General features: G+C 61.9%; 5 protein-coding genes. 4 read left to right on the top strand and 1 reads right to left on the bottom strand.

Going from position 1 to position 11,733, the window contains the following annotated elements; all coding sequences use genetic code 11:
* Positions 1 to 95: 95 nt before the first annotated feature.
* Entirely contained in the window at positions 96 to 3,035 is a 2,940-nt protein-coding gene (gene glnE / locus ACE04F_RS15660; RefSeq protein WP_486108042.1) for a bifunctional [glutamate--ammonia ligase]-adenylyl-L-tyrosine phosphorylase/[glutamate--ammonia-ligase] adenylyltransferase, read from the bottom strand.
* Between the two features lie 382 nt (positions 3,036 to 3,417).
* Here glnE and aceE point away from each other — a divergent pair, with 382 nt between their 5' ends.
* The 4 genes from aceE (at position 3,418) to msrA (ending at position 11,672) form a co-directional block, all read left to right on the top strand.
* Positions 3,418 to 6,063 (top strand): pyruvate dehydrogenase (acetyl-transferring), homodimeric type, encoded by a 2,646-nt coding sequence (gene aceE, locus ACE04F_RS15655; RefSeq protein ID WP_486108040.1) that lies wholly within the window; start codon positions 3,418 to 3,420, stop codon positions 6,061 to 6,063.
* Between the two features lie 11 nt (positions 6,064 to 6,074).
* Positions 6,075 to 7,715, top strand: a complete 1,641-nt coding sequence (gene aceF, locus ACE04F_RS15650; protein ID WP_486108038.1) for a dihydrolipoyllysine-residue acetyltransferase — start codon at positions 6,075 to 6,077, stop codon at positions 7,713 to 7,715.
* A gap of 531 nt (positions 7,716 to 8,246) precedes the next feature.
* Complete coding sequence (locus ACE04F_RS15645) at positions 8,247 to 10,940, top strand: putative bifunctional diguanylate cyclase/phosphodiesterase (RefSeq protein ID WP_486108036.1); 2,694 nt, start codon at positions 8,247 to 8,249, stop codon at positions 10,938 to 10,940.
* A gap of 84 nt (positions 10,941 to 11,024) precedes the next feature.
* Positions 11,025 to 11,672 carry a peptide-methionine (S)-S-oxide reductase MsrA gene (gene msrA / locus ACE04F_RS15640; protein WP_486108044.1) on the top strand — a complete coding sequence of 216 codons (648 nt, stop codon included), beginning with the start codon at positions 11,025 to 11,027 and terminating at the stop codon, positions 11,670 to 11,672.
* Positions 11,673 to 11,733 lie beyond the last annotated feature (61 nt).

The raw sequence follows: 11,733 nt of genomic DNA, 5'->3' as shown, positions 1-11,733 counted from the left end.
GCGAAGAGGCCGGCACTTCCAACATCCATGGCGCCTGGCACTCCGCCTTCGCGAGCAGGCTCGTTCCCACATTCATATCTTGAGCTTATCTACCTTCAGCTCAACCCCAACTCCCGCCAGATCCGCATCACCTGTCGACGCTCCTCGACGAACTGATCGCCTGCGATCACCCCGGCGTCTTTCTGCAGAGCCTGGCGGTGGGCAGCGGAGCGATAGGCTTTGTAAGCCTCGCGCAACAGCGTGGCATCCTCGGCCGGCATCAAGCCGACCTCCTGCAATCCGTCCAGGATGCGGATGTTGTCGGTATAGCGCACCAGTGATGGATGCTCTTCGGACCACGCCAGGGCCGCGTATTGCACCATAAATTCAATATCGACGATACCTCCGGCGTCCTGCTTGAGATCGAAGGGTGCCGTGGCTTCGAAGGCATTTGGCGCGGTTCCGGCGGCGGTGGCCTTGCTGCCGAGATTATCGCGCATCTTGGCGCGCATCTCGCTGACCTCCTGGCGCAAAGTCGGCAAGTCACGCGAGCGTCCCAGTACCTGAACGCGGACTTTCTCGAACGCCTGGCCCACATCCTGACTGCCCACCAGCACCCGGGCGCGTACCAGCGCCTGATGCTCCCAAGTCCAGGCTTCATTTTCCTGGTAACGGGCAAACGCCCCCAGCGAGCTGACCAGCAAGCCCGACGCCCCGGAAGGCCGCAGACGCATGTCCACCTCATAGAGCTGTCCGGAATTGGTCTGAGCCGTCAGTAAATGAATGATCCGCTGGCCAAGCCGAGTGAAGAACTGCGCGCCGTCGATGGGTTTCGGGCCGTCAGTTTCGGCCTGTGGATCGCCGTCGTGGATAAACACCAGATCGAGGTCGGAACCATGCCCCAATTCCAGCCCCCCGACTTTCCCATAACCGACAATGATGAAACCCGGATCGCACAGGCTGCCGTCAGTGCGCAACGGCACCCCGTGCTTGGCAGTCGTCTGGCGCCAGGCCAGGGCCAGCACCTGTTCGAGAATCGCTTCGGCCAGCCAGGTCAGGTAATCGCTGACTTTCATCAGCGGCAGGCTGCCGGCGATTTCCGAGGCGGCCACCCGCAAGCGGTGCGCCAGCTTGAAATGGCGCAGGGCTTCCATCTGCTGTTCAAGATCATCCTCGGGAATTCGCGTCAGACGTTCGCGCAACTCCGCCGCGAGCTCAGGCGCCAGGGGTGGCTTGAACAAGCGGCCCTCGTTGAGCAATTCATCGAGCAACAGCGGAAACCGGGTGATCTGCTCAGCGATCCACGGACTCGCCGCGCACAGCGTCAGCAAGCGCCGCAGGGCACCGGGATTTTCTGTCAACAGCACCAGATAGGCTGAACGGCGGGCGACGGCCTCCACCAGCGGCAATACCCGTTCGAGCACCAGGTCCGGGTCGGCGTGCTCCACCGCCTGGGCCAGCAGGCGCGGAATGAACGCGTCCAGGCGCTCGCGCCCCAGGCGCTGCATGGCGCGCAGCTGCGGGCTGGCGCGCAGGACGGCGAGGGCCTTGAGCGCTTTGGGTGCATCGGCAAACCCGCCCTCCTCCAACTGACGAGACGCCGCTTCCTCGTCCTGGCTGTCTTCCCACAACGGCAACCATTCGCCGCCAACCACCACTTCGCCTTCGCCGCCCTCGTCCTCATCCGGGTCAGCGATGACTTGGCCAAAATGCCACGCCACCCGACCGCGCCAGTACATCAGTTGCTCATGGAACGCCGCCCAATCGGCGAAGCCCAGCATGAACGCAATGCGCGCCTGGTCCTGCGGGTTATCCGGCAGCATCTGGGTCTGGCGATCGGCAATGGCCTGGATCGCATGCTCGGTGTACCGCAGGAATTCATAACCCTGGCGCAATTCATCAATGACTTTGGCCGGCAAGTAGCCCTGGCCTTCCAGGATGCCCAGCACTTTCAGCAACGGCCGCTGCTGCAAGCTCAGGTCACGACCGCCATGAATCAACTGGAACGCCTGGGCAATGAACTCCACCTCGCGAATGCCGCCCGAGCCCAGCTTGATGTTGTCGGCCATGCCTTTGCGCCGCACCTCCTGCTGGATCAACTGCTTCATGGTGCGCAGCGCTTCGATGGCGGAAAAATCCAGGTAACGGCGATAGACGAACGGGCGCAGCATGTCGAGCAATTGCGCGCCGGCCATCTGGTCGCCGGCCACGACGCGCGCCTTGATCATGGCGTAGCGTTCCCAGTCGCGGCCCTGATCCTGGTAATACTGCTCCAGCGCGTTGAAGCTGAGCACCAGGGCACCAGCCGAACCATAAGGGCGCAGGCGCATGTCGACGCGGAACACGAAGCCGTCGACGGTCATCGGGTCGAGGGCCTTGATCAGGCGCTGGCCGACGCGGATGAAAAATTCCTGGTTGTCCAGCGGCCGCTTCGCACCAACGGTTTCGCCACCTTCGGGGTAGGCGAAGATCAGGTCGATGTCCGACGACAGGTTCAGTTCCACCGCTCCCAGCTTGCCCATGCCGAGGATGACCATCTGCTGCGGCTCGCCACTGCGCCGGCCGGTGGGCGTGCCGAATTGCTGGCTCAGGCGCTGGTACAACCACTGATACGCCTGATCGATGCAGGTATCGGCCATGTCCGAGAGATCACGACAGGTCTGTACCAGGTCGGCCTGGCGGGTCAGGTCGCGCCAGATGATCCGCACCTGCTGACGGGTGCGCTGGCGGCGCAGCACGCGACCCAGTTCGTCCTCGCTCTCGGCGGCTCGTACCGCAGCGGCGATCTGCCCGCACATTTCCCCCGGCGCCAGGCTGCGGTCCAGCTCACCGCTGCGCACCAGTTCCAGCAGCATTTCAGGATCCCGTACACTTTGTTCGCTGACAAAGTCACTGGCGGCGGCGACGCGGTTGAACTCGGCCCAACGCTGCGGCGTCCAGGCGGACAGCCCGTGATCGTCGTCCAGAGAGGCGACCGCCGCGCGGAACGACTGCTCGGAACGACTGACCAATGACTGGAGAATTGCCGGAATTTCGGCAAGCGAGGGCAGGCTCATGGTCTATCCTTGATCGGCGCGGGAAAGGCTGGATGTAGTGTTTTTTGCAAAGCCACTACCTGATCGACTGTCGAACAAAGATGATAAATAGCTGATTTTCTGGTTTTATTGGCAGCCGGCATCAAGTTTTTACCTGTTCGAGTTGGCTAAAGACCAACAGTAACGATTATTCTCACAACGAAGCGAGGGGCCATAAGCCGCTCATGTGTAGTTTTACTACTCGTCTATACATTCGAAAGGCTGAAACGGCCAACGATTTGTAGTAAAACTACACGCCGCCGAAACAACCTTCGGCAATCCAAGAATTTATATCGTCTGCCCACAAGGCCAGTCGCAAACTCAGGCAACCGATTCTGGTAGCCTTTCCGCCCTGGAGCAAGCCATGCAAGACCTCGATCCCGTCGAAACCCAGGAATGGCTGGACGCCCTGGAATCGGTTCTCGACAAAGAAGGCGAAGACCGTGCTCATTACCTGATGACCCGTATGGGCGAACTCGCAACCCGCAGCGGTTCGCAACTGCCCTACGCCATCACCACGCCGTACCGCAACACGATCCCCGTCACCCACGAAGCACGCATGCCTGGCGACCTGTTCATGGAACGCCGCATTCGCTCGCTGGTACGTTGGAACGCGTTGGCCATGGTCATGCGTACCAACCTGAAAGATTCTGACCTGGGCGGTCACATCTCCAGCTTCGCCTCCAGCGCGACGCTGTATGACATCGGCTTCAACTACTTCTTCCAGGCCCCGACCGACGAACACGGCGGCGACCTGATCTACTTCCAGGGTCACGCATCGCCAGGCGTCTACGCCCGTGCGTTCATGGAAGGCCGCATCACCGAAGACCAGATGAACAACTTCCGCCAGGAAGTGGACGGCAACGGCCTGTCCTCGTACCCGCACCCTTGGCTGATGCCGGACTTCTGGCAGTTCCCGACCGTATCCATGGGCCTGGGCCCGATCCAGGCGATCTACCAGGCACGCTTCATGAAGTACCTGGAAGCCCGTGGCTTCATCCAGCCAGGCAAGCAGAAAGTCTGGTGCTTCATGGGCGACGGCGAGTGCGACGAGCCGGAATCCCTCGGCGCAATCTCCTTGGCCGGCCGCGAGAAGCTCGACAACCTGATCTTCGTCATCAACTGCAACCTGCAGCGCCTCGACGGCCCGGTTCGCGGCAACGCCAAGATCATCCAGGAACTCGAAGGCGTGTTCCGTGGCGCCCAGTGGAACGTCAACAAAGTCATCTGGGGCCGTTTCTGGGACCCACTGCTGGCCAAGGACGTCGACGGCATCCTGCAGCGCCGCATGGACGAAGTCATCGACGGCGAGTACCAGAACTACAAGGCCAAGGACGGCGCGTTCGTCCGCGAGCACTTCTTCAACTCGCCTGAACTCAAGGCGATGGTTGCCGACCTGTCCGACGACGAGATCTGGAAGCTCAACCGTGGCGGCCACGACCCGTACAAGGTCTACGCGGCCTACCACCAGGCGGTCAACCACAAAGAGCAGCCGACCGTCATCCTGGCCAAGACCATCAAGGGTTATGGCACCGGTGCCGGCGAAGCGAAGAACACCGCGCACAACACCAAGAAAGTCGACGTCGACAGCCTGAAGCTGTTCCGCGACCGCTTCGACATCCCGGTCAAGGACAGCGAGCTGGAAAACCTGCCGTTCTTCAAGCCGGAAGAAGGCAGCGCCGAAGCCCGTTACCTGGCCGAGCGCCGCGCCGCCCTGGGTGGTTTCGTGCCGCAGCGCCGCGCCAAGAGCTTCAGCATCCCGACCCCGCCACTGGAAACCCTCAAGGCGATCCTGGACGGCTCGGGCGACCGTGAAATCTCCACCACCATGGCTTTCGTGCGGATCCTCGCGCAACTGGTCAAGGACAAGGAAATCGGCTCGCGCATCGTCCCGATTATCCCGGACGAAGCCCGTACCTTCGGTATGGAAGGCATGTTCCGCCAACTGGGCATCTACTCGTCCGTCGGCCAGCTCTACGAGCCAGTCGATAAAGACCAGGTGATGTTCTACAAGGAAGACAAGAAGGGCCAGATCCTCGAAGAAGGCATCAACGAAGCGGGCGCCATGAGCTCCTTCATTGCCGCCGGTACTTCGTACTCCAGCCACAACCAGCCGATGCTGCCGTTCTACATCTTCTACTCGATGTTCGGCTTCCAGCGTATCGGTGACCTGGCCTGGGCCGCTGGCGACAGCCGTACCCGTGGCTTCCTGATCGGCGGTACCGCCGGCCGGACCACCCTCAACGGTGAAGGTCTGCAGCACGAAGACGGCCACAGCCACATGCTGGCCGGGACCATCCCGAACTGCCGCACCTATGATCCAACCTACGGCTACGAGCTGGCGGTGATCATCCAGGACGGCATGAAGAAGATGACCGAAGAGCAACAGGACGTCTTCTACTACATCACCGTGATGAACGAGTCCTACCAGCAGCCAGCCATGCCGGCCGGTGTCGAGGCAGGCATCGTCAAGGGTATGTACCTGCTGGAGGAAGACACCCGCGAAGCGGCGCACCACGTCCAGCTGATGGGCTCGGGCACCATCCTGCGCGAAGTGCGTGAAGCGGCGAAGATCCTGCGCGAAGAATTCAACGTCGGCGCCGACGTCTGGAGCGTCACCAGCTTCAACGAACTGCGTCGCGACGGCCTGGCCGTAGAGCGCAGCAACCGCTTGCACCCTGGCCAGAAGCCGAAGCTGAGCTACGTCGAAGAGTGCCTGAACGGTCGCAAAGGTCCGGTCATCGCCTCTACCGACTACATGAAGCTGTTTGCCGAGCAGATCCGCCAGTGGGTTCCTTCCAAGGAGTTCAAGGTGCTGGGCACCGACGGTTTCGGCCGTAGCGACAGCCGCAAGAAGCTGCGTCACTTCTTCGAAGTCGACCGTAAGTTCGTTGTGTTGGCAGCCCTGGAAGCACTGGCTGACCGCGGCGATATCGAACCCAAGGTGGTGGCCGAGGCCATCGTCAAGTTCGGCATCGATCCGGAAAAACGCAACCCACTGGACTGCTGAGGAGAATTTTCGTGAGCGAACTCATTCGCGTACCTGACATCGGCAGCGGTGAAGGTGAGGTAATTGAACTGTTTGTGAAGGTCGGCGACCGCATCGAAGCCGACCAGAGCATCCTGACGCTTGAATCGGACAAGGCAAGCATGGAAGTGCCCGCGCCGAAAGCCGGTGTCATCAAAAGCCTGAAAGTGAAGCTGGGCGATCGCCTGAAAGAGGGTGACGAGCTGCTGGAACTGGAAGTCGAAGGCGCCGCTGCGGCACCTGAAGCGCCAGCGCCAGCTGCGGCCCCGGCGGCGGCTGAAAAGCCTGCCGCTGCACCGGCTGCCGAAGCGGCTCCTGCTCCGGCCGCTGCGCCTGCCGCGGCCTCTGTCCAGGACATTCATGTCCCGGACATCGGTTCGTCGGGCAAGGCCAAGATCATCGAAGTGCTGGTCAAGGCCGGCGACACCGTCGAAGCCGACCAGTCGCTGATCACCCTGGAATCCGACAAGGCCAGCATGGAAATCCCTTCGCCGGCTGCCGGCGTGGTGGAAAGCGTCGAGGTCAAGCTGGACGACGAAGTCGGCACCGGTGACTTGATCCTCAAGCTGAAAGTGGCCGGTGCCTCGGCACCTGCCGCGCCTGCGCCGGCTGCTGCGCCTGCTGCCAAGGCTGAGTCGGCCCCGGCTCCAGCCGCCGCGCCTGCCGCCAAGGCCGAAGCGGCTCCTGCCCCTGTTGCCGCTGCGCCTGCGCCAAGCGGCGCGAAGGTGCACGCTGGCCCAGCCGTGCGTCAGCTGGCCCGTGAATTCGGTGTCGAGCTGTCGGCCGTTGGTCCAAGCGGTCCTCACGGCCGCGTGCTGAAGGAAGACGTGCAGGCCTACGTCAAGGCCATGATGCAAAAGGCCAAGAACGCACCGGCCGAAGGCGCCACCGGCGGCGCGGGTATCCCGCCGATTCCGGCAGTCGACTTCAGCCGCTTCGGCGAAACCGAAGAAGTCGCGATGACCCGCCTGATGCAGATCGGCGCGTCGAGCCTGCACCGCAGCTGGCTGAACATCCCGCACGTGACTCAGTTCGACCAAGCCGATATCACCGAGCTGGAAGCCTTCCGCGTCGCGCAGAAAGCCGTGGCCGAAAAGGCCGGCGTGAAGCTGACCGTACTGCCATTGCTGCTCAAGGCTTGCGCGCACCTGCTCAAGGAACTGCCGGACTTCAACAGCTCCCTGGCCCCGAGCGGCAAGGCTGTGATCCGCAAGAAATACGTGCACATCGGCTTTGCCGTCGACACCCCGGAAGGCCTGCTGGTACCGGTCATCCGCAACGTCGACCAGAAGAGCCTGCTGCAACTGGCTGGCGAAGCTGCTGCCCTGGCCGAAAAAGCCCGGAACAAGAAGCTCACCGCTGACGACATGCAGGGCGCCTGCTTCACCATCTCCAGCCTCGGGCACATTGGCGGCACCGGCTTCACGCCAATCGTCAACGCGCCTGAAGTGGCGATCCTGGGCGTTTCCAAGGCCACCATCCAGCCGGTCTGGGACGGTAAAGCCTTCCAGCCGAAGCTGATGCTGCCACTGTCGCTGTCCTATGATCACCGAGTGATCAATGGCGCCGCCGCCGCACGCTTCACCAAGCGCCTGAGCGACTTGCTGGGCGACATCCGCACCATCCTGCTGTAACACCGAATGGCCCTCCCCACGGAGGGCCATTCGAAATCCGTTTTCCGAGCGCCACGCTCGTACCTCAACCCCGCCCGTCTGGCGGGGCTTTTTTTGCCTGCAATTCAAGCCAGCCAGTTGCGTCCCATCGCGAGCAGGCTCGGCCCCACAAGGAATCAGAGGAAGCTGCACGCCCATGGCCAAGACAACGGGCGGCGAGTATCGGCATGAACCGACCAACAAGGTCATCGCCAGGACAACTTCGCTCAGCTGCGAGTAATGGCCCAGAGCGTTCAAATGCCCTTTCATGGCCGTGACGGCAGTCCCTTGGAGGTCGTCGATATACCGTTGCGCTGAGCTGCGGTGGCACAACCGATGCCTCTGATCGGCCGGCCACTGAAGAAATCCCCTGGTCGGCCGATAAAAGGTTTATAGCACTTGGCCTTCATGTCTCTTGTCAGCCAGTGCCGCAATGATGCAACCTTGCGGCAATCCGTAATAACGAGGGCGTCAGGCCCGGCGCGATCAGCATCTTCGAAGCGAGTTTCCCTCATGAAAAGCCAACCCGATGCCGCCAGCCGTATGGCGGCCGAGGTAGTGACGCAGTTACCGGTGCCCTCGCGGCTCGGTATGCTGCGTTTCGAACGGCTGAATGAAGCAAGCTGGGCGCTGCTGTTTCTCGATCCCAACTGCGAACGTTACTTCGGCCTGCCGGCCGTCGAGCTGTGCTCGCTGGTGAGCTCACCCTACGCCAGCCTCATGGAGCCGGAAGCGCGCTATCAGCTGCACGACGCGATCCAGCAGCAATTGGCCCAAGCCCCTCATTACCAGATCCGCTACACCCTGCACACCGCCAGAGGCCCGTTGAGCCTGCTGGAAACGGGTGAAACCTACAGACAGCACAATCGCCATTTGCTGCGCGGCTATCTGCTGGTGGTGGACAGCCTGCTGCAGACCGAGCCCTCCGTGCCGGCGCTGGACCTGGAGACCCAGAACTCGCGCCTGCAGATCGCCCTGGAGCTGAACCAGCGCGCCCAGCAAGAGCAGCTCCAGCACCTGGACCGAGTGCGTGCTCAACAGGACCTGATCCTGCTGCTGACCCGCCAGCGCTATAGCGCCAACAATTCGTTGCAGGAAGCCGCCGAGCTGATTACCCGCAGCGCCTGCGATATCTACCAGATCGACAGCGCCAGCATCTGGAATCTGGAGGACGGCAAGCTGCTGCCGATCTCGGCCTATAACCGCGCCTCCCAGGACTATTTTCTGCCGCAAGTGATCAATGCCAGCGAGTTTCCAACCTACATGGAAGCCTTGCAGACCTGCCGCGCCATTGATGCCCACAACGCGATGCGCGACCCGCGCACCCGCGAGATGGCCGAGAACCTGCGCGCCCGCGACGTCAACGCGATCCTCGACGCCAGTATCCGTATCGACGGCCAGGTGGTAGGCGTCCTGTGCCTTGAGCAAGTAGGCGTCACCCGCGCCTGGCAATCGGATGAAATCGCCTTCGCCGGCGAACTGGCGGACCAGTTCGCCCAGGTCATCAACAACCACAACCGGCGCACCGCCACCAGTGCCCTGCACTTGTTCCAGCGCGCGGTGGAACAGAGCGCCAACGCGTTCCTGCTGGTCAACTGCGACGGCGTGGTGGAATACGTCAACCCGAGCTTCACCGCCATCACTCAGTACACTACTGAAGAAGTCCACGGTCAGCGCCTGTCCGAGCTGCCGGCCCTGGAGAATCTCAGCGAACTGCTCTTCGACGCACCGTCGGCCCTGGCCCAGAGCAACAGCTGGCAAGGCGAATTCAAGAGCCGGCGCAAAAACCTCGAGCCCTACTGGGGCCAGCTGTCGATTTCCAAGGTCTATGGCGACAACCGCGAACTGACCCACTACATCGGCATCTACGAAGACATCACCCAGACCAAACTGGCCCAGCAGCGCATCGAACGCCTGGCCTACACCGACAACCTGACCAACCTGGGCAACCGCCCGGCGTTCATTCGCAATCTCGATGAACGCTTCGCCCGGGACAGCGACTCGCCTATCAGCCTGCTGCTGGTGGACATCGACAACTTCAAGCGCATCAACGACAGCCTCGGCCACCAGACCGGCGACAAGCTGCTGATCAGCCTGGCCCGACGCCTGCGCAACAGCCTGAGCCCAAGCGGCAGCCTGGCGCGGTTCGCCAGTAACGAGTTCGCCGTGCTGCTGGATGACACCGGCCTGGAAGCCGGCCAGCAGATCGCCAGCCAGCTGCTGATGACGCTCGACAAGCCGATGTTCGTCGATAACCAACTGATCAGCGTGACCGGCTCGGTCGGCCTCGCCTGCGCACCGTTGCATGGGCGTGACCCGCAGACGCTGATGCGCAACGCCGGTCTCGCCCTGCACAAGGCCAAGGCCAACGGCAAGCATCAGGTTCAGGTATTCACCGAGGCGCTGAATGCCGAGGCCAGCTACAAGCTGTTCGTGGAAAACAACCTGCGCCGCGCCCTGACCCAGAATGAGCTGGACGTTTTCTACCAGCCCAAGCTGTGCCTGCGCAGCGGCCGCCTGCTGGGCATGGAGGCGCTGCTGCGCTGGAACCACCCGGAAAAAGGCATGATCCGTCCGGACCAGTTCATCAGCGTGGCCGAGGAAACCGGCCTGATCATCCCTATCGGCAAATGGATCGCCCGCCAGGCTTGTCGCATGAGCAAGCAATTGACCGCCGCTGGCCTGGGTAACCTGCAGGTGGCGATCAACCTGTCGCCCAAGCAGTTCTCCGACCCGGACCTGGTGGCCTCGATCGCCAGCATCCTCAAGGAAGAGCAACTGCCGGCACGCTTGCTGGAGCTGGAGCTGACCGAAGGCTTGCTGCTTGAAGCCACCGAAGACACGCACCTGCAGCTCGACCAACTCAAGCGCCTGGGCCTGACCCTGGCCATGGATGATTTCGGTACCGGTTATTCATCCCTGAGCTACCTGAAGAAATTCCCGATCGACATCATCAAGATCGATCGCAGCTTCATCCATGAGATCCCGGACAACCAGGACGACATGGAAATCACCTCCGCCGTGATCGCCATGGCCCACAACCTGAAACTCAAGGTCGTCGCCGAAGGCATCGAGACCGCCCAGCAGCTGGCGTTCCTGCGTCGCCACCGCTGCGACGTGGGCCAGGGCTATCTGTTCGACCGGCCGATTCCCGGTGCAGAGCTGGTCGAGAAGCTCAAGCGCTACCCGCGCGGCCCTCTTGTCTGACAGCCGCTTATAGCGATCCGCGGCTTTTCTGAGGCACACTGACGGTCAATTTCGCTCAATTCAATCTGACTGAGAGGACTGATGATGGTCTTGCGCTCGGAAATCCTGGTGAACAAAAACGTGCTTCCTACTCCTGATCAAGCTCTCCCCGGCCGTGAAACCCCGATGACCGTGCCGGAAAAACACTTCGTCCTCGACGCGCCATTGCTGGGCCCGTTCGTGACCAATGTGGATTTCGCGATTTTCGGCCTGGGTTGTTTCTGGGGCGCGGAGCGCAAGTTCTGGCAACGCGAAGGCGTGGTCAGCACGGCGGTGGGTTACGCGGGTGGCTTTACACCCAATCCGACTTACGAAGAGGTCTGCTCGGGCCTGACCGGCCACAGCGAAGTGGTGCTGGTAGTCTACGAGCCGGAGAAAGTCAGCTACAACGAACTGCTGGCGATGTTCTGGGAATTGCACAACCCGACCCAGGGCATGCGCCAGGGCAACGACATCGGCACCCAGTACCGCTCGGTGATCTACTGCACCACGCGCGAGCAGCTGGAAGCGGCGAAAAAGAGCAAGGAAGTATTCCAGGCTGAACTGACCAAGGCCGGGCTGGGAGAAATCACCACCGAAATCGACGAAGCGCCGACCTTCTACTTTGCCGAGGCGTATCACCAGCAATACCTGGCGAAGAACCCTGAAGGTTATTGCGGCATTGGCGGTACAGGCGTGACCTGCCCGATCTGACCATTCTAAAAGCTTCGCGAGCAGGCTCGCTCCCACAATGGCCGGGGTCGAACCTATAGGG

The sequence above is a fragment of the Pseudomonas sp. AGC41 genome (assembly GCF_057334555.1).
The sequence above is the reverse complement of the archived record's forward strand: the minus strand, read 5'-3'. Positions and strand labels throughout refer to the sequence as shown.

Bases quoted from the DNA above. Each gene is read 5' to 3' on its own strand.
- glnE (WP_486108042.1), bottom strand. From the start codon at position 3,035: ATGAGCCTGCCCTCGCTTGCCGAAATTCCGGCAATTCTCCAGTCATTG.
- aceE (WP_486108040.1), top strand. From the start codon at position 3,418: ATGCAAGACCTCGATCCCGTCGAAACCCAGGAATGGCTGGACGCCCTG.
- ACE04F_RS15645 (WP_486108036.1), top strand. From the start codon at position 8,247: ATGAAAAGCCAACCCGATGCCGCCAGCCGTATGGCGGCCGAGGTAGTG.
- msrA (WP_486108044.1), top strand. From the start codon at position 11,025: ATGGTCTTGCGCTCGGAAATCCTGGTGAACAAAAACGTGCTTCCTACT.